Origin of the sequence: Achromobacter sp. F4_2707 (assembly GCF_047501535.1) — a bacterium.
Lineage (GTDB): Bacteria > Pseudomonadota > Gammaproteobacteria > Burkholderiales > Burkholderiaceae_B > Yanghanlia.
In genome coordinates this window covers 66,307-86,450 of the sequence record NZ_JAZDRJ010000005.1, presented here as the reverse complement: position 1 = coordinate 86,450, position 20,144 = coordinate 66,307, and the positions used below count along the sequence as shown (strand labels likewise).

Annotated in this window: 20 protein-coding genes; 10 read left to right on the top strand and 10 right to left on the bottom strand. The window is 57.3% G+C overall.

The window, feature by feature from the left end; all coding sequences use genetic code 11:
• The first annotated feature begins 135 nt into the window (after positions 1–135).
• Together VRY85_RS06485 and VRY85_RS06480 are read left to right on the top strand one after the other, a co-directional pair.
• A complete protein-coding gene (locus tag VRY85_RS06485; protein WP_414597794.1) occupies positions 136–489 on the top strand; it encodes a c-type cytochrome in 354 nt (117 codons plus the stop codon).
• 13 nt (positions 490–502) lie between these two features.
• A complete protein-coding gene (locus tag VRY85_RS06480; protein ID WP_414597793.1) occupies positions 503–871 on the top strand; it encodes a c-type cytochrome in 369 nt (122 codons plus the stop codon).
• A 117-nt stretch (positions 872–988) separates the two neighbouring features.
• On the opposite strand, the gene VRY85_RS06475 is transcribed toward VRY85_RS06480, so the two are convergent.
• Positions 989–1,414 carry a DUF1841 family protein gene (locus VRY85_RS06475; RefSeq protein ID WP_414597792.1) on the bottom strand — a complete coding sequence of 142 codons (426 nt, stop codon included), beginning with the start codon at positions 1,412–1,414 and terminating at the stop codon, positions 989–991.
• A gap of 156 nt (positions 1,415–1,570) precedes the next feature.
• Between VRY85_RS06475 and icd the strand changes: the two genes are divergently transcribed.
• On the top strand, positions 1,571–2,827 hold the full coding sequence (gene icd, locus VRY85_RS06470) for an NADP-dependent isocitrate dehydrogenase (RefSeq protein ID WP_414597791.1): 1,257 nt from the start codon (positions 1,571–1,573) through the stop codon (positions 2,825–2,827).
• 113 nt (positions 2,828–2,940) lie between these two features.
• Here icd and VRY85_RS06465 read toward each other — a convergent pair whose 3' ends face one another.
• Both VRY85_RS06465 and VRY85_RS06460 read right to left on the bottom strand, forming a co-directional pair.
• A complete protein-coding gene (locus VRY85_RS06465) occupies positions 2,941–4,077 on the bottom strand; it encodes a GGDEF domain-containing protein (RefSeq protein ID WP_414597790.1) in 1,137 nt (378 codons plus the stop codon).
• Complete coding sequence (locus tag VRY85_RS06460) at positions 4,077–4,970, bottom strand: amino acid ABC transporter substrate-binding protein (protein WP_414597789.1); 894 nt, start codon at positions 4,968–4,970, stop codon at positions 4,077–4,079. The genes VRY85_RS06465 and VRY85_RS06460 overlap by 1 nt, the downstream gene beginning before the upstream one ends.
• A 194-nt stretch (positions 4,971–5,164) precedes the next feature.
• Here VRY85_RS06460 and tehB point away from each other — a divergent pair, with 194 nt between their 5' ends.
• Positions 5,165–5,731 (top strand): tellurite resistance methyltransferase TehB, encoded by a 567-nt coding sequence (tehB, locus tag VRY85_RS06455; protein ID WP_414597788.1) that lies wholly within the window; start codon positions 5,165–5,167, stop codon positions 5,729–5,731.
• A gap of 98 nt (positions 5,732–5,829) precedes the next feature.
• On the opposite strand, the gene VRY85_RS06450 is transcribed toward tehB, so the two are convergent.
• Entirely contained in the window at positions 5,830–7,032 is a 1,203-nt protein-coding gene (locus tag VRY85_RS06450) for a CaiB/BaiF CoA transferase family protein (RefSeq protein ID WP_414597787.1), read from the bottom strand.
• Positions 7,033–7,038: 6 nt separating this feature from the next.
• Complete coding sequence (locus VRY85_RS06445; protein WP_414597914.1) at positions 7,039–8,202, bottom strand: acyl-CoA dehydrogenase family protein; 1,164 nt, start codon at positions 8,200–8,202, stop codon at positions 7,039–7,041.
• Positions 8,203–8,488: 286 nt separating this feature from the next.
• Between VRY85_RS06445 and VRY85_RS06440 the strand changes: the two genes are divergently transcribed.
• Genes VRY85_RS06440 through VRY85_RS06430 form a run of 3 tightly spaced genes read left to right on the top strand, consistent with a single transcriptional unit; the run spans position 8,489 to position 11,094 of the window.
• Positions 8,489–9,295, top strand: coding sequence for an IclR family transcriptional regulator (locus tag VRY85_RS06440; RefSeq protein ID WP_414597913.1), 807 nt, complete (start codon positions 8,489–8,491; stop codon positions 9,293–9,295).
• On the top strand, positions 9,292–10,083 hold the full coding sequence (locus tag VRY85_RS06435) for an IclR family transcriptional regulator (RefSeq protein WP_414597786.1): 792 nt from the start codon (positions 9,292–9,294) through the stop codon (positions 10,081–10,083). Before VRY85_RS06440 ends, VRY85_RS06435 begins: the two co-directional genes overlap by 4 nt.
• Before the next feature lie 30 nt (positions 10,084–10,113).
• Positions 10,114–11,094, top strand: a complete 981-nt coding sequence (locus VRY85_RS06430; protein WP_414597785.1) for a Bug family tripartite tricarboxylate transporter substrate binding protein — start codon at positions 10,114–10,116, stop codon at positions 11,092–11,094.
• A 31-nt stretch (positions 11,095–11,125) separates the two neighbouring features.
• On the opposite strand, the gene VRY85_RS06425 is transcribed toward VRY85_RS06430, so the two are convergent.
• On the bottom strand, positions 11,126–11,965 hold the full coding sequence (locus VRY85_RS06425) for a universal stress protein (RefSeq protein WP_414597784.1): 840 nt from the start codon (positions 11,963–11,965) through the stop codon (positions 11,126–11,128).
• Positions 11,966–11,976: 11 nt separating this feature from the next.
• Entirely contained in the window at positions 11,977–13,458 is a 1,482-nt protein-coding gene (locus VRY85_RS06420; RefSeq protein WP_414597783.1) for a SulP family inorganic anion transporter, read from the bottom strand.
• A 644-nt stretch (positions 13,459–14,102) separates the two neighbouring features.
• On the opposite strand from VRY85_RS06420, the gene VRY85_RS06415 reads away from it, so the two are divergent.
• The 3 genes from VRY85_RS06415 to VRY85_RS06405 all read left to right on the top strand — a co-directional run bounded on the left by VRY85_RS06415 (position 14,103) and on the right by VRY85_RS06405 (position 17,061).
• Positions 14,103–15,722 carry a sodium:solute symporter family protein gene (locus VRY85_RS06415; protein ID WP_414597782.1) on the top strand — a complete coding sequence of 540 codons (1,620 nt, stop codon included), beginning with the start codon at positions 14,103–14,105 and terminating at the stop codon, positions 15,720–15,722.
• A 13-nt stretch (positions 15,723–15,735) separates the two neighbouring features.
• Entirely contained in the window at positions 15,736–15,867 is a 132-nt protein-coding gene (locus VRY85_RS06410; protein ID WP_414597781.1) for a putative transporter small subunit, read from the top strand.
• Between the two features lie 147 nt (positions 15,868–16,014).
• Positions 16,015–17,061, top strand: a complete 1,047-nt coding sequence (locus VRY85_RS06405; protein WP_414597780.1) for an Ldh family oxidoreductase — start codon at positions 16,015–16,017, stop codon at positions 17,059–17,061.
• Between the two features lie 51 nt (positions 17,062–17,112).
• Here the strand turns inward: VRY85_RS06405 and VRY85_RS06400 are convergent, their stop codons facing one another.
• The 3 genes from VRY85_RS06400 to trxB form a co-directional block, all read right to left on the bottom strand.
• A complete protein-coding gene (locus VRY85_RS06400; protein WP_414597779.1) occupies positions 17,113–17,937 on the bottom strand; it encodes a 3-keto-5-aminohexanoate cleavage protein in 825 nt (274 codons plus the stop codon).
• A gap of 354 nt (positions 17,938–18,291) precedes the next feature.
• Complete coding sequence (locus VRY85_RS06395; protein ID WP_414597778.1) at positions 18,292–19,158, bottom strand: Smr/MutS family protein; 867 nt, start codon at positions 19,156–19,158, stop codon at positions 18,292–18,294.
• Positions 19,145–20,104 carry a thioredoxin-disulfide reductase gene (gene trxB, locus VRY85_RS06390; protein WP_414597777.1) on the bottom strand — a complete coding sequence of 320 codons (960 nt, stop codon included), beginning with the start codon at positions 20,102–20,104 and terminating at the stop codon, positions 19,145–19,147. Before trxB ends, VRY85_RS06395 begins: the two co-directional genes overlap by 14 nt.
• Positions 20,105–20,144 lie beyond the last annotated feature (40 nt).

Genomic DNA, 20,144 nt, shown 5'->3' with positions numbered 1-20,144 from the left:
TTTAATTGCTTCACGGTATCCGTGACAACTTGTTTCTGGTCATCGTGCAGAGTTTGGATTATCGTACACTGACAGTTTTATGGGGTTTGTTTGATAAAAATCAATTATCTGTAAATTTCATAAGGGCCATCAGTCATGAAGTTGCGAAGTTCCCTTACACGCGCCTTTGCTGTATTGGCCGCGACATTTCTCAGCATGGCGTCGGCACAGGAAGAAACCGGCAACACGGCAATCGAGGGAAATGCCGAGGCAGCCCGGTCGAAAGTATCCATGTGCATTGGCTGTCATGGCATCCCTGGCTACAAGGCCAGCTTCCCTGAGGTTTACCACGTTCCGAAGATCGCCGGCCAGAACGCTGAATATATTGTGACCGCTCTACGGGATTACGCGACGGGCGCACGTACCTTCCCTACCATGCAAGCCATTGCCCAAACCTTGTCTGACCAAGATATGGCTGATCTGGCTGCCTATTATTCCAATCTGAGGTAAGGGGGAACGCACGATGATAAAACTACCCACCATCAAACTTGGGGCGGCCATCGGCTTGGCGTCTGCGTTTGCCTGTGGCCCTTCTACCGCGGCTGACCTCGTGGCGGGGCAGGCAGCCTTTGAAAAATTCGCTTGCGCATCCTGTCACGGAGCCGACGGCAAGTCTTCAGTGCTGCCTTCTTATCCGGTACTGGCAGGTCAGCATGCCGATTACCTGCGCCATGCTTTGCGTTCGTACCAGCGCGGTGCGAGTGGCGGCGGGGTCAATGCGCGCAGCAATGCCGTCATGACGGCGCTGGTGCCGCAACTTAGCGATGCCGACATTCAGAATATTGCCGCCTGGTTGTCCAGCCTGCCATCCGATCTAAGCGTACGACGTTAGTAAGGCGGCCGGCTGCCGGCATGTGGCCAGTCTGTCGATCTTGCTCGACTTGCATATCTATATAGAAGATAGACGAGCGATATAAGTTCGCGGCGAATCGGGCCGGCAGCGGTGGCGTCAGCGGGTGGTGTGGCGCAGTATCAGGTCCAGGTATTTGTCATTGTCGGGTGGGGCGCCCAGGCGCTGGGCTTCCCAGATCACCTGCCCAAGCGCTTCCATGATGACGTGCTCGGTCTCGTGTGGGCCGATACGGGCCGAAAGTTTTTCGTGGGCGGCGCGTATGCCTGGCGGATGGTCGATCGACACCTGTTCTTGAATGGCCATATGCATGGACATATGCAGGAAAGGGTTGGTCTTTCCCTCTTCCACGCTGTAATCGCGATGTTCTGCTTGCGGGTCTTCGAGATCGGCCTGATACTCTGGGTGCTGCTCCATAATGCGGGCAGCGATGGTTTCGAGCGGTGTCAGCACGCCCCCAGACTTATGTCGTGCCCAGGCGTCAGTGAAAAACTGCCGGACTTGTTCGCGAGATGGGTTGAACATGGATGTTAGATGCCGTTCTTTGAGGAATAAACCTATTTTAACGGGGTCCTGATGTAAACCCTTAATTTAGGCTAAACTACTGAGTACTCTTATATAAGACTAGGGTGCGGTGTCTCCGTGCCCTGTCGCTTGTCAGATTTTATCCCTGGAGCATTCATGTCCTACCAGCATATCAAGGTTCCCGCAGGGGGCCAGAAAATCACGGTCAATGCCGATTTCTCGCTCAACGTACCTGATGAACCCATCATCCCCTACATCGAGGGCGACGGCACAGGCGCAGATATCACCCCCGTCATGCTCAAGGTGGTGGATGCTGCAGTCGCCAAGGCCTACGGCGGCAAGCGCAAGATCCACTGGATGGAAGTCTACGCCGGCGAAAAGTCCACCAAGGTTTACGGCCCCGACGTCTGGCTGCCCGAAGAAACGCTCGACGCTGTGCGCGATTACGTGGTCTCCATCAAAGGCCCGCTCACCACGCCGGTTGGCGGTGGCATCCGTTCCCTGAACGTGGCCCTGCGTCAGCAGCTCGACCTCTACGTCTGCCTGCGCCCCATTCAGTACTTCAAGGGTGTGCCTTCCCCCGTTCGTGAGCCCGAGAAAACCAACATGGTCATCTTCCGCGAAAACTCGGAAGACATCTATGCAGGTATCGAGTTCGAATCCGGCAGCGCAGAAGCTCGCAAGCTCATCGACTTCCTGCAGAACGAACTTGGCGTCAACAAGATCCGCTTCCCGGAAACTTCCGGCATCGGTGTTAAGCCCGTTTCCGTAGAAGGCACCAAGCGTCTGGTCCGCAAGGCCATCCAGTACGCTATCGACAACGATCGCAGCTCCGTGACCCTGGTTCACAAGGGCAACATCATGAAGTTCACCGAAGGTGGCTTCCGCGATTGGGGTTACGAGCTGGCCCGTGAAGAGTTCGGCGCTCAGCCTATCGACGGCGGCCCATGGTGCAAATTCAAGAACCCCAAGACGGGTCGCGAAATCACCGTTAAGGATTCCATCGCCGACGCTTTCCTGCAGCAAATCCTGTTGCGCCCGGCCGAGTACGATGTCATCGCTACACTGAACCTGAACGGCGACTACGTCTCCGACGCTCTGGCAGCTCAAGTAGGCGGTATCGGTATCGCTCCCGGCGCTAACCTGTCTGACTCCGTGGCCATGTTCGAAGCCACCCACGGCACGGCTCCCAAGTATGCCGGCAAAGATTACGTGAACCCCGGTTCCGAAATCCTGTCCGCAGAAATGATGCTGCGCCACATGGGCTGGACGGAAGCCGCCGACCTCATCATCTCCAGCATGGAAAAATCCATCCTGTCGAAGAAGGTCACCTACGACTTCGCACGTCTGATGGAAGGTGCAACTCAAGTGTCTTGCTCGGGCTTTGGTCAGGTCATGATCGAGAACATGTAAGACTGTTCACAGTCGTACATTGCAGTACACGAAACCCGCTCGCTGAAAGGCTGGCGGGTTTTTTCTTTTTTTGGGCTGTTCGTAATCGCGCTGGCGGGGCTTGAGCAGGGCGGTTAAGTGGCCTGGCGGCTCCGGGCCTTGTCCAGGTACATATTGGCGTCGGCTTCTTGCAGGAGGGCGGATATGGAGCCGCCCTCCTTGCCGAAACTCGCTACTCCGATACTGATGGAAAGTTCCATGGGCGTGCCTTCCCAGATGGCGGGATGATTCACGACTTCTCTGATACGCGCAATCAGTGTCAAGGCCTCTTCCGCTGCCGTGTCGGGGGAAGCCTGGCTGGTCACAACGACGAATTCGTCGCCACCCAGCCTGGCCACGATGTCTGTGCTGCGCACACAGGCAAGCAGACGCTGCGCAACCGTGCGCAAGAGCTCGTCGCCGGCGGCATGGCCCAGCGTATCGTTGACCTGCTTGAACTTGTTCAGGTCAAGCACCAGCACGCGGCCGCAAGCGCCCGTGCGTTTCGCCTGAATGAGAGCGCGCTCCATGTGCTCTTCCAGTAGCAGGCGGTTGGCCAGCCCAGTGAGCGGATCGCGGCGGGCCTGGCGGCGCAGTTCCCGTAACTGGGTGTTGTAGGTTTGAGTGACTTCCGTGAGTTCTTCCGTCCAGTCGGGCGGAATGGGATCCAGAGTCTGGTGATCCCGCATGGCCCGTCGCAGATCTGAAAGCGGTTGGCCGACGGTACGGCCAAGCGTCCACAGGGTGCTGGCCAGCACTGCTGTCAGCATCGACAGGAAGACTGCGAGCTGCGGCGCCAGGCCTCGCGCGGCCGCTGTGAAAATGGAGATGGGCTGAAAAGCGATGCGCAGTTCGCCCAAGGCATGGGCGCGGCCCGCTTCATCAATATAGCGCAGCGGAGTGCTCAAGGTGTCTTTGCTGTCCTTTCCGGGCAGCACACCCGCGTGAATGGGCTGTTGGGCGCACTGATCCAATGCGCTCACGCCTCGTACATCGTGCTGCAGCATCAAGGCCTCGATAATCCCGCGGGCAGTCAGGCTGTTGCAGTCCCACAGCGGTTTGATCAGCACGTTGGCGAAGGTTTGCAGCGTCTGGCGACGCTGTTCGCTGGCTTCTTCCAATTGGCCCTGATAATACAGCCCCGCTGTGATTGCAGCCGCCAGAACATAAGCCAGGGCCAACAGGGGCAATAACCGGCGCCAGAATCGTGAATAGAGTGTTTGAGAGGACATCACGATATATCCGGCCGCAGCAAGAGATGCTGGTAGCGTTGCGGCACAATATCCGGGCTGTAGAAGGGGTTTTCCAGCCGAATGACCGTGCGCCCTTGCCAGGAGTCTGCCGGTGGCGCGCGGCGCGTCTGGTTCCAGGTGGCTTCGAAGGTTCCATTATTGCAGATGATGTCGAAGCCTTCTTGCAGGGCATGGTAAAGCTCATCGGCATCAGAATGTGGAGATACCCAGACAAAACGATGCCACGGGTAATGCAGCAACAGCGTCTTATCCAACATCAGTTGCAGATGGCGTTCACGAAAATAGGGCAGAAAATAACTCAGTGACTCTTCCAGGCCCATGGGGAATAAATCAATGACGCCATTCATCATTTGCGCGACGAATTCCCCATTTCGCCAAGCCTGCAGCTCGCGGGTTGCAATACCGGCGGCACGATAGATTTCCAGATCCTTCCAGCCTACGCCTTGGCCGACTGTCAAGGTTCGCAGATCTTCCAGGTTGCGAATATGGGCGAACTGCTCTTGCCGACCCTGCGGCACAAAGGAAGTGCGCCAGCCCAGCAAACCGCGCTCCAGCGGAACGGGGATCATCCTCAATCGGCCTGCTTCCACCAAGGCCAGACGCTCGGGCGAGGCTGGCAGCATATTGATATGGATGCGGCCGACAGTGATTTCGTGCAGATTGCGCGCTTCGGACGCATGGGGGGCATTGGCCAGATTGGCGGGAAACCCGGCAGCCCTCAAGGCGGCATGCAGCAAAGCCATGCCGTGCGCCAGTGACGACTCGGTCTGAACGCTGAAAACAGGAGCTGAGGCGGCGTACGACCTGGGCAGGCACATTCCCAATAACAGGCCCAACAGGCTGCGGCGTTGATGGCACGATGATCTGTTCATACTAAAGGTTTGCGCTGACAGCGGAATTCGTGGTGGTTTCCAACCCTCGCGGGTGTGATTGTAGAGTGTAACGGGCGCTTGGATTAAAACGGACTCAAGCACGTAAGCCCGGTACGGATGACGGGAGTGGGGTTATCACTCAGAAAGATCCGGAGCTGCCCTACACTTCCAGGCTGATGAAACAAGGAGCAAAAGTGTCTGCGGATTTGAACCAGAAATACGGATTGAACCCGGCGCATAGCGAGGTCGTTTCGGCTTGCGAGCTTGTCAGCCCTGGCGATGCGCTGGATATGGGGTGTTCCAATGGGCGTAATGCGCTGTATCTGGCGCAGCGTGGCTTCAAGGTGACGGCGGTGGATGTCAACCCGGGCGCGCTGGGGCAGTTGCAATCCATCATCAGCCAGGAAGGCATGGATGCCATCACGCCCCGCCTGTATGACATCAGCGATGCGGAGCTCGACGCGGATTACGATTTCATAGCCTGCACGGTCACGCTGATGTTCATCCACCCCTCCAGGGTGGATGCTGTGCTGGCCGATATGCAGCAGCGCACCCGGGCGGGGGGCTACAACCTGATTGTTTGCGCCATGGACAGCCCCGACTACCCCTGTCCCATGAATTTCCCCTTCACCTTTGAGCCCGGCCAGTTGAGCGCCGCTTACGAGGGATGGGAACTGCTCAAATACAACGAAGATCTGGGCACCATGCACAATGGCGCCCGGCTGCAATTTGCCACCATGCTGGCGCGCAAGCCCGCTTGAGTGTCTGGTAATGGCTGCTTTCGAAAGAACATAAGCCGGTGACGTTGAATGATGAGCAGCACGGGTGTCGCCCCTGCTGCTCATCTGTTTACCGCTGTTCAGATGATGCCGCGAGCCTTGAGTGCGGACTGGGTTTCGCGGGTCAGCCCAAGTGCTGTGAAAATTTCGGCGTTATGCTGACCGGTTTCCGGGCCGGATGAGGGGATGACTTGAGGCCGGTGTGAAAACCTGGGCACCGTTGCAGGGGCGGGCAGTTTGCCCAGTTCGTCGTCCGTGAGCTCGATAATGGCTTCTCTGGCCTGAAGATGCGAGTCCTGCATGATGTCTTCCATCGAGTACACCTTTGTAAATGGCACGTCTTCTTTATCCAGCACAGCGGATATCTGCTCCAGGCTATGACGTTCGCACCATTGCGCAATCATGTCATCCAGTTCGTCGAGATGGGCCATGCGCTGCAAGTTGTCGGAAAACCGTGGCTCCGATGCGAGGTCGGGCATCTCCATGGCTGTGCACAAGCGTTTGAAGATGTTGTTTCCTGAACTTACTACGGTGATCCAGGCGCCGTCGCTCGTCTTGTAGACATTGGAAGGAGCTGTATAGGTAGCTCTGGAGCCTGCCCGGTTGCGCGCCACGCCTGTGAGGGCGTATTCAGCCAGCAGCGGGTCGAGCAGCCGCAGCATTGCCTCGGTGGCGGACAGGTCTATTTCCACCCCGTATTGTTCGTCTACAGGCTTGGCGTTGCGTTCCGCCAGCGCCGTGGCGATGGCGAAAGCCCCAAAGACACCGGTAACCACGTCGCCAAGCGGAAAATTCATGTGCTGGGGCGGGCCGTCCGCTTCGCCGATCAAATGTGCGAAGCCGCTCATGGCTTCAAAGATGCGCGCAAAGCCCGGTTTGCGGGCCAGTGGGCCGGTTTGGCCATATCCGGTAACGCGCAGCACGATCAGTCGGGGGTTGCGGGCATGCAGTGTTTCAATATCAAGGCCCCAGCGGTCCAGGGTTCCAGTACGAAAATTTTCTACCAGTACGTCGAAGCCTTTTATGAGATCCAGGAAGATTGCACGGCCCTCGGGCTGGCGGACGTCCAGGGAAATGCCTTTCTTGCCGCGGTTGGCGGTCTTCCAGAAGACTGCTTTTCCTTTGTGAACCGGAGCGAGCGTGCGTAGAGTGTCGTTGCCATCGGGTAACTCAAGCTTGACGACTTCTGCCCCCATGTCCGCACACAAAGTGGCGGAAAAGGGCGCGGCCAGCACGGTGGCCATATCCAGTATGCGTACGCCTGTGAGTGGTTGGTTTTGCATGATATTTCAGTTGGCTTGGATAGAGGAGGCTTTCAGTGTTTGCTTGGCGATATTCAGTTGGTGTATCTGGCTCGTCCCTTCGTAGAGGCGGAAAAGCCTTACATCGCGATAGAAGCGTTCGATGCCGTAATCGGCGATATATCCATAACCGCCAAACATCTGTACACAACGATCTGCCACGCGGCCGCACATTTCAGACGCAAAGTATTTGCAGATTGAGGCATTCATCGTGACATCCATGCCAGCGTCGCGTTCTTTTGCTGTTTGGATGACAAGCGCTTTCGCAGCCTGAATTTCGGTCTGACAGTCGGCGATCATGGCCTGAATGAGCTGAAAGTTCATTAGTTTTTCACCGAATTGCTGGCGTTCGGACACAAAGCGGATAGCGTCGTCCAGCATTCGGATAGCAGGGCCTATGCACAGGGCTGCCAGGTGGATGCGCTGTTTATTGAGCACTTTCATGGCGGTCTTGAAGCCAATGCCTTCGCGGCCACCGATCAGGTTGCTGACGGGGACACGGCAGTCATCCAGGTAGACCTCGGATACCGGCGATCCTGCTTGGCCCATTTTCTGATAGGGGCGGCCTGTCGTGAGTCCTGGGGTTTCTCTTTCGACCAGGAAAGCCGAAATACCGTCCGCCTTTGGGTTGTTCGGGGCGGTTCGAGCCAGTACGGTGAACAGGCCTGCTACTGGCGCATTGGTGATGAAGCATTTGGTTCCATTGAGGATGTAGTGCTCGCCGTCGCGAACCGCAGAGGTCTTCAGGGCGATGGCGTCCGAGCCCGCGTCAGGCTCGGTGAGCGCAAATGCGCCGGTGATTTCACCGCTGGCGAGCTTCGGCAGGTAGCGCGCTTTCTGATCGGCGGTACCGTCCGCGACCAAGGCTTCAGAACCAATGCCCGTGTTGGTTCCGACGCGGGCGCGGAAGGCGACGGAGCATTGTGATAGCTCAATGGCGGCGAGGATCAGCTCTTCCGTTGTCATGCCGATTCCTCCGTACTCCTGGGGGATGGAATAGCCGAACATGCCTTGGGCGGCCATGGCGTCTACCAGCTCAGCCGACACTTCATCGTTGTCGGCCACCTCTTGTTCATGCGGGATAAGCGTCTCGCGCACGAACTGGCGAAGCGAAGTCAGGAAGGTAGAGAATTCGTCGGGGTTGTGAATCATGTTTTCTTCCCACCCGCGATTTTTGAAGGTTGCGCGGGCAATCTGAATGAATTGAATGGAAACCGTGAAGAAAGAATAGCAATAATTCGGCATGGCAAATCTTTGGTTTCGATATGTTGAAATAATAGCGAATTGCTTTACGTATACTGATCGGCAGGCCCTTTTGTTTCAGGCATGAAAATATTGATCAACCCTGTCAATGAATTCCATTTCTAAATCCCGATCTTCGAATCACGCTCGAAAGTCATCCGCCCAGGCGTCCAGGCATCCGGCTTTCGCAAGCAGCTTGGCCAATGGCATGAAGGTATTGCAGAGTTTTTCGGCGGCACAGCCCACATTGACCAATAAAGAGCTGGTGATGCTGACAGGGCTTTCCAAAGGAACGATTTCACGGCTGACTTCAACCCTGGTTGAAAAGGGAATGCTCGTCCACGATGCGCGCAACCGTTGCTTCCGTCTAGGTGCGGGCGTGCTGGGCATCGCTTATCCGATGCTGGCCAGCTTGCGCGTGCGACAGGTGGCACGGCCCTTCATGGAAGAACTGGCCAATCGCAGCGGTGGCACGGTGTCCATGGGGATGCGCGACAGGTTGCATATGATCTACGTGGAAACCGTGAGAGGGCATGATCTCCACGCCTTTCGTCCCGAGATCGGTGCTGGATTGCCGCTGGCCGCCACGGCAATGGGACGTGCTTGGCATGCGCAGGCTTCCATGGAGGAACGCGAGGATTACCTGCTCCAGGCGCGCGACGCGGGGATGTTGGACGCGCATGTGCTGGAGTCACTTGAGAACGCCCGGCGCGGCTATGAAGAGAAAGGCTATTGCGTGTCACTGGGAGAGTGGCACCCGGACGTCCATGCGGTAGCGGCTCCGATGAAAGGCCTGGTTGACAACGAGTTGTTGATCTTCAATTGCGGGGTAAGGGCGGCTCAGTTGCAAACTGCTGCGATTGATGAGCTTTTTGGCGACCTTTTGCTGGAAATGATCGACAAGATTCGTACGGCCCTGGCCGATGTGCAAGGCGCTGGTAGCAGGAAGGCGCGTTCTGGCCGGGCGGAACGGCAGGCGCTGCTGCGTGGGGCAGCATCATGAAAAACGTGCTTCCGATTCAGGAGCAGAAGTCTGACCCTCAGTTCGCCTCGACCCTGGCCAATGGCATCGACGTATTAGCGTGTTTCCAACATGGTGAAACAGCGCTGGGCAATAAGGACTTTTCGGAAAGAACAGGGCTGTCGCCAAGCACGGTCTTTCGGCTCACCTATACGCTCGTGCAGTTGGGCTACTTGCGCAAGCTGCCGGGAGAATCAAAGTATCGCCCGGGCCCGGCGTTATTGACTACAGCCTATCCGTTATTGGCAAGCATGCAGTTACGTCAGTTGGCGCGTTCCCTGATGCGGGAGCTCGCCGAGCGCGTGGATGGCGCGGTTTCTCTGGTGGTCAAGGATCAGTGCCGGATGCTGCATGTCGAGACGTCTCGGGCGAATGAATCACTGATTACACACCCGGACATCGGGTCGTCCATGCCGATGCTCAACACCGCTGCCGGCAAGGCTTGGCTATGCCAGGCTTCCGCCGACGAGCAGGAACGGGCCTTGAACGAGCTCAAGGTGCGAATGCCGGAAGAATACGGCTCGTATTTTCCTGATTTGAAATTGGCGCTGTCTGAATTTGAAAAAACAGGTTGTTGCTCAAGCCGTGGTCAATGGAAGAAAAGCGTCTACGGATTCGCGACTCCATTCGTGCATGCGGGTGACTCGATGGTTTACATCATCAATTGTGGAGTGCCATCGGGAAGCGGCAGTTTCGGAGAACGGAAGAAAGAGGTTTTTCCGTTGCTTCGTGAGCTTGTGCGGCGTATAGACGCCATTTTGCAATATTGACCCAGAGTCAAAATAAAAGAGGAGATGATTTTGTTTACCAATTTGCGTTCAGTGACGAAGATGATGGGGGCCGTTTCGGCGGCAATGATAATGACGACGGGCGTGGCGCTGGCAGAATACCCCGACCGTCCTGTTTCCTGGATTGTCCCCTTCCCTCCCGGAGGCCCGACGGACGTTGCGTCCAGAGTGCTGGCCAATGCCTTTGAGAAAGAGCTGGGACAGACCTTTGTCGTGGTGAATCGGTCTGGTGCCTCGGGCAGCATAGGCATGCGGCAGGTCGCCACTGCCAAACCAGACGGATACACCATCGGCACCCTGGCGGGCCCGAGCCTGCTTGCGCCGTTGATGCAGGAGTCAATGCCGTATGATTTGACCTCCGATGTGGAGGCCACGGCGCTTGCCTATCTGACTCCGTTGATCCTGGTATCAAATCCAGAGGCTCTGCCAGACGTGACAGACTTGGAGTCATTGGCTCGGCATGGAAAAAACAACGACATGAGCTTCACTTCTCCAGCCAATGGCAGTATCGGGCATTTGACGCTGGAACTGCTCAGCTCGGAGCTGGGATTTCAGGGCACGCATATCGGCTACCAAGGCAGCGCGCCCGCTGTGACGGCCGTGTTGTCTGGAGAGGTGCCTCTCATGCTCGCGGACTCCGTCGCCGTACTGCAGCACATCAAGGCTGGAACACTCCGGGCACTGGCCGTCACCATCGACGGCTACGATGAGTTGCCGGATGTTCCTTCATTGTCGAACCTGGGTGTGCAAAGTGCAAAAACGGCTTCCTGGGGCGGGATTGTCACACCGGCAAGGACTCCCGCGGATGTGGTGTCCCGCTTGAGCGCCACCATGGAAAAGGTCTTGCAGGACCCTGAAGTTATGCGGCGGCTTGTCGCTGTAGGGGCGTATCCACAGTATGAAGATGCTGAAACCCTTGCCGCGCGCATCGCCGAGGATACGGCCGTCTGGAAGCAGGTAATCAGCGATAACGGGTTGCGCGCCTTGAGATGATCACGCGCGCCCCTGGCAGGCGCCTGCATCATCAACGCAGAACCAGCACCGGGACCTGGCTCTCGCGCAAAATGGTTGTGGTGGTGCTGCCGACAATCAGATGCCGGATTCGTGAATGGCCGTAGGCGCCCATGACGATGATCTCCATGCCGTGTTGTCGCGCATGGTTCGCCAGGGCGGCGGCCGGTTCGCCATCAAGCTGGTGCGCGGTGGCCTTGAGACCGGCTGCCGCCAGTTTCTCCGACGCCCACTGAAGGGCATCTTGTGCGGCGCTGCCGACCGTCACGATTTGGCATTCTATGCCCCGCAACAACGGGCTCTCAGCCACCATGTCTATCATCTTGCGGCCTGTCTCGCTGGCGTCGAAGGCAATCATGCAGCGGCGTGGTTCGGTGAAAGTGGAATTGGCTACCAGAATAGGGCGGTGCAGGGTGCGTACCGCGCTTTCCAGGTTGTGGTCGAGCAGGAAACGTTTCGGCTTGGTGGCGGAGTCGTGCTGCCCCAACACATAGAGGCGTGTTTCCGCTTCTAGCGCGACCAGCGTGTCGGTGAGTTCGCCATGGCGCTGATGCGTGCTAACTTTTGGGATGCCCGCTTGCAAGGCGAATTGTCTGGCGCCATCCAGCAACTGGTTGCCATGTTCGCGCGCGATGATGCTGCGGCGTTCATCCAGGTCGGCTAGTTCTTGCAAAAGTGACTCTTGGGCGCCCAGACCGATACTGCCGCTGGCGTCTACCGCTACATCACTCTGACGAATCAGAACATGCAGGAACTCCAGCGGTGCGTCTAAACGCCGCGCCGCCCAAATTGCATAATCACATACGCTTTTGGTGTAGCTGGCTCCATCAAGGCAGGCAGTCACTTTATTCATGTCATTGCTCCTCAATGCGCGGTCAGGTCGGGGGTTGCGGTGGGCTTGTCGTGCACCGCATATCGGTCAATCAAGGTTGCACTGGCTTCGTTTAACCCGACAATCTCAACAGGTGTGGCGTCCCGACGGAATTTCAGCACGATTTTGTCCAGCGCTTCGATGGCGGTGATATCCCAGAAGTGGGCGCGGCTGACATCCAGCGTGACGCGCTCAAGCGCTTCGTTGAAGTCGAAAGCGGCCACAAACCGGTTGGCGGACGCAAAAAACACTTGGCCTGAAACAATGTAATGACGATGCTTGCCGTCGTCCAGAAGCTCGGACTTGACCTGGAACAAGCGGCTGACCTTGGCGGCAAAGAATAGAGCGCTGAGCAGCACGCCCACAAATACCCCTTTAGCCAAGTCATGTGTAATGACCACGACGATGACGGTGGATACCATGACAATGCTCGAACTTTTTGGGTGGCTGCGCAGGTTGCGCACGGATTCCCAGCTAAACGTTCCGATGGACACCATGATCATGACGGCGACCAGGGCGGCCATGGGAATTTGCTTAACCCAAGGGCCCAGAAATACGACCAGTATCAGCAGCACAATACCGGCGGTCAGCGTAGAAAGCCGTCCGCGGCCACCCGATTTCACGTTGATGACTGATTGGCCGATCATGGCGCAGCCCGCCATGCCGCCCATGAAACCGGCTGCAATGTTCGCGATCCCCTGACCCGCACACTCGCGATTCTTATTGCTAGGCGTGTCGGTCAGGTCATCCACAATGGTTGCGGTCATCATGGATTCCAGCAGGCCGACTACAGCCAGAGTCAGAGAGTAGGGCAGGATGATTGCCAGCGTGTCCCAGTTCAACGGCACGTCGGGTAGCAGAAATACCGGCAAGCTGTCCGGCAGTTCACCCATGTCGCCCACCGTGCGGATATCCAGATCCAGCGCGATGGCGACTGCCGTGAGCAGCACAATGCAAACCAAAGGGGAAGGAACGGCCTTCGTGAAGCGGGGGAGCAGGTAAATAATGCCCAGGCCCGCAGCGGTCATGGCGTAGACAACCCAGGTAACGTTGATCAGCTCTGGTAGTTGCGCCATGAAAATAAGAATAGCCAGCGCGTTGACGAAACCGGTCACGACTGAGCGGGAGACAAAGCGCATCAAGTTTCCCAGCTTTAGCGCTCCGGCCACGATCTGCAAGACGCCAGTCAGAAGCGTGGCGGCCAGCAGATATTCCAGCCCATGCTCTTTCACCAGTGTCACCATGACAAGGGCCATGGCTCCGGTTGCCGCTGAAATCATGCCCGGCCGCCCACCAGCGAATGCAATGACTACCGCGATACAGAACGAAGCATACAGGCCGACTTTCGGATCTACCCCGGCGATGATGGAAAAGGCGATAGCTTCCGGGATGAGGGCGAGTGCCACGACAAGCCCGGAGAGCAAGTCGCCGCGGATATTCGAAAACCAGTCTTGGTGGATGGATTTGGTCAGCATGGTGGGAAAACGGGTCGCGCCCCTGCGGCATACGCGCAGCCGGGGTGGATGAAAGGTGTTGTGCGTTGCAGCATTATACCGGCTCGTACTCAATGACCTTGTACAGGAACGCTGGATTCATTAGGTGTCACGATTTCTTGGGTGGCAAAGCCAATACGGCATCACAACCGCCTGGGCCGGATGAACAGGCGCTGAGAAGCTTGTATCTACAATCGATCGCCATCAAATAGTTGACGCCAATATAATTCGGGTGCTAACATTCCGGGCTTTGGAACGGTAGGCGCCGTTAATCAGTGCAGGGCAGGCCGCACCCGCTGCGGTAGGTTCAGATGGTTTCGCCATCGCGCACAAAACGAACACAGAAAGCAAGCCGCCTGCTGTTCTAGCCACGTGCTATGTGTGGCGTCCCATCGTCCCCGGCCTTCGGGGTCAGCCTGTACATTGCAGGCTTTCCTCTGTGGCCGCAGTGCTGCAAGCCCCCACAGCTTCCAGACCGGACGTTATTCACGTATTCGCTTTCGTTGCTTCGTGCACAGTGCGGAGAGAACAGCTGCGCCTTGTGGTCGCGGCCCGTACTGGCTTGCGCTTTTTCTTGGCGTCTGAAGATGGCTTAATGCACCGCGACGAGGGCTTTTGGAGGATGCATGTATCAGCTGTCCCTGACCACGGTACTTGTGCTGCTTTTATGTTTCTATGGTTTTTCCTTTTTCATGACCTTGCGAATAGGCCAGAAGGAGGAGTGTGCTGATGGGTACATGACGTCAAACGGAGCCATCGGCTTTGGGATGTCAGCGGCCAGTATGACTGCCACCTGGGTATGGGCGGCTTCCATTTACGCCGCAGCCAGTTCGGGCTTCAAGTACGGGGTTTCCGGGGCCATTCACTATGGCTTCTGGGGCGCGCTGATGATTTTGTTCATCTACCCCTTCGGGCGACGTTTTCGTGAGGTGGCGCCGGAAGCGCATACGCTGGCGGAAATTATGCATGCTCGCCACGGCCGCTGGAGCCAGATGATTCTTGCAGGCTCAAACGTGCTGGGCAGCATCATCAGCTTGATGGTGAACTTCACGGCAGCAGGCGCTTTGGTGTCGATGCTGTCGCCGCTCAGCTTTATGCAAGGCGTGTTAATCGTTGCCTTCGGTGTATTGTCGTATACCTTGTGGTCCGGTTTTCGCGCGTCTGTGCTGACTGACTTCGCCCAGCTGACAGCGATGATATTGGCCGTGGTGATTATTGTTCCCTTCCTGTTTTTCACGCTGGGAGGGACTGAGATCTTTGTTCAAGGCTGGGAACGCCTGGATGCTGAACAGGCTGATTTCTTCTCCAGAAAAGCCTGGCTGGAACAGGGCGCACCCTATTTTGTGGCAGTGCTGGCTTATGCCATTGGTAACCAAACCATTGCCCAGCGCCTGTTCGCAGTGCGTGAAGATCTGATCAAGCCAACTTTTATCACAGCCACCATTGGCTATGGTTCGATTGTTATTGGTATGGGTATGCTGGGCTTTATCGCGTTGCTGGTGGGCATTGTTCCATCAGGGGGCGACCTCAATAACCTGGTGCCCGGCATGGCCGCGACCTATTTGCCGCCTGCGCTGATCTGCCTGTTTTTCATTCTGATTATCGGTTCGCTGTCTTCGACGGCTGACTCCGACTTGTCCGCGCTTTCCAGCATCATGATGACTGATGTCTACGGCAAGAACCTGGCGCGTGGTAAGCCTAACCCCAAGACCATGGTTTGGATCGGCCGTTTGACCATGGTTGTCGCAACTGCGTTGGGCGTGTGTTTCGCTTATCTGAAGTTGGATATTCTCTCAATGCTGGTATTTGTGGGTGCATTGTGGGGAGCCATTGTCTTTCCAGTCATCATCAGCTTGTACTGGGATCGTGTGAGCAACCTCGCGTTTACCAGTTCGGTGCTTATCGCGTTCTTTGCTTTCTTGCTGACCCGTTTCGGCCTTGTGACCCTGGATGGCGGTTTGGGGCTAGCAGCGGAAATTGTGGCCTGCGTGGGCGCTGGTGTGGTGATCGGCTTGATGGCGTTCGGTTTGCTGGGTAAGCGCGCCGGTCTGGTCCTGGGAGCGGTGGCGGCATTGGCTGCCTTGCCGACCGGCTTGTATGGCTTGCGTGAATATCCTGTGCTGCTCAGCTCGTTGCTGGCCTATGGTACGAGCGCCATCGTATGTACGGCGGTCAGCCTGCGTAGCAGCAAGAAGTTCGATTTTGACGTGATCAGCGAGCGTGTCACGAACTTTCAGACAGCCTGATAAGGAGAGTTTTATGAATACCACCATTCTGACGATTTATGTTCTGATGTGGCCTGTGATGTCGGCGTTGGTCTTGCTAGCACTGGTGCGTGGCGTGTGGAAAGATATCCGCAGAGCCAAGCGCAAAGGTGAACATCTGGTTTAAAACCCAGAAATGGGTTTGACGAACGGCACGAAGGGAGTATCTGCCCTTCGTGCCGTTCGTGTTTATGGTGTCGGCATGCCACAATTCAACGTGAGCCCCGCCGGGAGGAAGCGCCGGGCAGGGCATAGCAAAAAGTCAGGGGGAGACATGCAAGATCAAATAATGCCTGGTCAAAAGGAACCGGCAGATACCGTGCGTATACCGGTAGAAGCGCTACGGACGCTACTTGCTCGCATATTCGAGCGTCATGGCACATCGGCCGAAGCCGCTGCCATATTGGCGCGCAATGTGGCTGATGCGCAGCGTGATGGCGCGGACAGTCATGGTGTGTTTCGTATGCCCGCCTATGTGTCCACCCTGGCCAGTGGCTGGGTGGACGGCCAGGCTGTGCCGGTGGTTACCGACGCGGCACCCGGCTTTATTTCTGTCGATGCATGCAACGGCTTTGCACAGCCGGCGCATCAGGCGGCACAGCCCCTCTTGCTGGAGAAGGTGCGCAGCCAGGGCATTGCGCTTTTGGCCATTCATGATTCTCACCACTTTGCAGCCCTGTGGCCCGATGTTGAGCCGTATGCGCGGCACGGCTTTGTGGCACTGACCTTCGTTAACAGCATGGCGTGTGTGGTGCCACATGGCGGTAAACACCCTTTGTTTGGCACCAATCCCATTGCTTTCGCCGCGCCTCGGGCGGGCGGCGAGCCGCTGGTGTTCGACTTGGCGACCAGTGCCATGGCGCATGGCGATATCCAGATCGCAGCGCGTGAAGGGCGTCAACTGCCGCCCGGCCAGGGGGTGGATAGTGAGGGCAGTCCTACGTGTGATCCACAAGCGATGCTGGATGGCGGCGCCTTGCTCCCTTTTGGCGGCCATAAGGGTTCTGCACTTTCCATGATGGTGGAGCTGTTGGCTGCAGCGTTGACTGGTGGGAACTTTTCGTTCGGGTTCTCGTGGGCAGACCACCCTGGCGCGCAGACTCCACGCACCGGGCAGCTACTGATTGTGATCGACCCAGCGCGTGGTGCAGGAGCGAACTTCGCCCAGCGAGCCGAAGCTCTGGTGCAGGCCATGCATGATGCGGGCCAACCCCGCTTGCCGGGCGACCGACGCTACAGGCAGCGCCGTGAATCGCTTGAATTGGGTGTGGCTTTATCTGAGGCCGACCTCGCCATGCTGACTAAGCTGGCGGAAGGCTAGGGCAGGCATGCGCCCCTCGGGCCTAAAGGGCGCATGGCTGTACAGAAAAGATTAGCTCCGGCCAAATAGCTGACGGATATCTTGTGCCGAGGCTAACGGGCGACCCAGCGCCTGCGCGCCTTCAACCACCTGTGCGACGAGAGCGGCATTATCGGGCGCAACGCTGCCGTCTTTGAGGTGCAGATTGTTCTCGAAACCGACGCGCACATGGCCGCCCAAGCCGGCAGCCGTGATCGCGCAGGCGTTTTCCTTCGGGCCGAACGCGCACATGGCCCACGGGTAGCGGCCATCGTCTTGGTTCAGGAAGGGTAGCAAATCAGTAGGGCTGGACTTCTGGCCGGCTGTATAGCGGCCCAGCACAAACAGCAGAAACCACGGGCCTTCAGGAATAACGCCCTCTGCTCGCAGCTTTTGCCAACTGGCAACATCCTGTTCGTCGTACAGAATTACCTGCGTCATGATGGCTTCTTGTACCAGCCAGGAAAAAAATTGGTGTAGTTCAGACTCAGGCACATCAGGTTTGAGCAGCTCGCGCAGCCCCACCGAAACGGCTTCTGGCCGCGTATCGCGTACCACAGCCATTTGAGCGGCGGGCTCGTAGATCTGTGCGGCTTCGGTGGTGATCTGAATCACCAACGATTGCCCGACGGCGCGGCGAATGGCGGAAGTGGCTTCTTGGTAGGCCTGAGCATCTAGCAGGTGACGCCCGTCTGGTTGGCGCACATGCATGTGGATCATTGCTGCACCGGCCTCCAGGCATGACTTGGCGGTGTCGGCCAAGGCGTCTGGTGTGAGAGGTACGGCTGGGTGCTGCGCGTGGGTTTTGTAAGCTCCGTTGGGGGCGACGGTCAGAATCAGTGGTGTATCGTTGTTCATAATTGTGTTCTACAGATGTGCAAGATCCATCCGTGTTGTCTCCTTCTTGATTAGATGATGGGTAGCGTGCTGATGTTGCGCAGTATACGGTGCCGGATTCTGAGTTAGTGCATTCCCTAGGTGTGTACTGGGAATGTTTCATGCACAATACTGAACATGCAGGTGAGGAGACAGGCTCTGCATGGGCAAAAAACCGATCTGAATCGGTATAACAAAAATAACTATAAAAATAAAAAGCGGTACTGATAAGAAATAGAAAGAACGAAAAGGCCGGCACGGTGTGCCGGCCTTTAGTTATTGCAGTCTACTGTCAGAGCCCGCCCGTACCGGTTTTTTGTTGGGGTAGCGGCAACTTTACTTCAACAGAATCTGCACCGCACCCGAACCCCCTTCGGCTTCCGCACATTCTATATAAGCAATCACTTCGTCAACCTGTGTCAGCCAGCGGCGTACTGTGGTTTTCAGCACGGCATCGCCGTTGCGGGAACCATAGCCTTTGCCATGCACAATGCGCACGCACTTTACATCGTGCGTCAGGCACGAAGTTAAAAAGCGCTCGAAGCGCTCGCGGGCGTCTTCCAGTGTGCTGCCGTGCAAATCCAGGCTGGCCCCGATCGCCCACTTCCCCCGTTTAAGGTCTTTGAGGATATGGGTGCCGTGCCCGGGTTTCAGGTAACGGCTGTCATCGTGATCGTGGTCGGCAGAAGCGTAGCTGTCAGAAAGAGGTTTGCGAGGGCCGGTGGCTTTCTGAGGGCGTTCCTGCGGTGTGGCGGCACGTTTTTTGGGTGGAGGGCTTTCTAAGCCGGCAGCCCGCATACGCCTTTCTTTAAGAATGCTGTCGTGCTCCACCGCCGTTGGTGGCAGCAATAGGCGACCAGGGTCTTTGATTTTCTCTACGTGACGTACAGCGTTTTGAAACAACCGGCGGTCGGCTTCACTGAGTTGGAACGCAGGGGCGGCGGACGAGGCTGGCGAGGGCGCTCGGCCGGCACCGGCGGGCTGGGCAGACAGGCTGGGTGTGACTGCCTTGGCGCTGTGCTTAGCTGGGTTGACAGACGCAGCAGCGCCGCCCGTGCCGGTTAAGGGCGCGGACGAAGGCGGAAGAAAGGGTGACCGCTTGCGCGCCGCGCGTTGCGGCTTGGCAGGAGGAGAGGTGTCGGGTGGCTGCGATGCTTGACTCAGTTTCTTTAGATCGGCCAGCCCGAGCTTATTCCGCCGCATTCTCCAGCCATCGCTGTGCGTCGAGCGCGGCCATGCAACCGGTGCCTGCGCTGGTAATGGCCTGGCGGTAGACATTGTCCTGTACGTCGCCCGCAGCAAAGACCCCCGGCACGGATGTCATGGTAGCCAGAGCCTCGCGGCCGCTGCGCGTGATGATGTAGCCGTCTTCCATTTCGAGCTGGCCCTCGAACAGGCTAGTATTGGGCTTGTGGCCAATGGCGATGAAAACGCCCATCACGGCTAGCTCGCGGGTTTCGCCTGTCTGGTTGTTACGCAGGCGCACGCCTGTAACGCCGGAATCATCGCCCAAGACTTCGTCAAGTTCCTGGAAAAGCGCGAGTTCGATATTGCCGGACTCGACCTTTTCCATCAGGCGGTCGACCAGAATGGGCTCGGCGCGGAACTTGTCGCGGCGGTGAACCAGCGTGACCTTGCGGCAGATGCCCGCCAGATAAAGCGCTTCTTCAACAGCGGTATTGCCACCGCCAACGACGATGACATCCTGATTCTTGTAGAAAAAGCCATCGCAAGTGGCGCAGCCGGAAACGCCTCGGCCCATAAAGGCTTGCTCAGAAGGCAGCCCCAGGTACTGGGCGGCAGCCCCTGTGGAAATGATGAGAGAGTCGCAGGTGTATTCCTGGCCGCCATCGCCTTTGAGTTTGAACGGGCGAGAGGAGAGATCGACTTCCGTGATTTGGTCGAACACAATGTCCGTGTTGAAGCGCTCTGCATGAGCCAGAAAACGCTGCATGAGTTCCGGGCCTTGCACGCCCATGGCATCGGCCGGCCAATTGTCCACGTCAGTGGTTGTCATGAGCTGCCCACCTTGTTCCATGCCGGTGATCAGCATGGGCGAAAGGTTTGCCCGGGCTGCATAAATGGCGGCGCTATAGCCCGCTGGGCCGGAACCGAGGATGAGAACTCTGGCATGGCGTGGTGTGGTCATTACAGTGCATCCTTAATTTTGAAGAACAGCCAATTATAAT